This is a genomic window from Tetzosporium hominis (genome assembly GCF_002265435.1).
Taxonomy (GTDB): Bacteria; Bacillota; Bacilli; order Bacillales_A; family Planococcaceae; genus Chryseomicrobium; species Chryseomicrobium hominis.
In genome coordinates this window covers 1-240 of the sequence record NZ_NOKQ01000269.1, presented here as the reverse complement: position 1 = coordinate 240, position 240 = coordinate 1, and the positions used below count along the sequence as shown (strand labels likewise).

1 protein-coding gene is annotated in these 240 nt (G+C 47.5%); it reads right to left on the bottom strand.

Annotation, left to right across the window (positions count from 1 at the left end; translation table 11 throughout):
- Positions 1 to 240: DsbA family protein (locus CF394_RS12060; RefSeq protein WP_207761724.1), on the bottom strand; the 240-nt coding region annotated here is incomplete at both ends.

Genomic DNA, 240 nt, shown 5'->3' with positions numbered 1-240 from the left:
AACGACATAGGCTGGAACCCCCTGGATTTTGGCGACATCATAAGAGGCTTTCCATTTTTCCAGTGTTTCTTGAACTGCTGGTTCTTTCAGTGCCGCTTCAAAATCCGCCTGACTCATACCTGCGGCATCCAGACCAGTTTTGATAAAGGCAGCGGGATCTTTACCGTCAGACCAGCGTTCTTTTTTGTCGTGATAAGCCGCGTAGTAGGCAAACTTGGCTTTCTTAAACTGAGAGTTAGC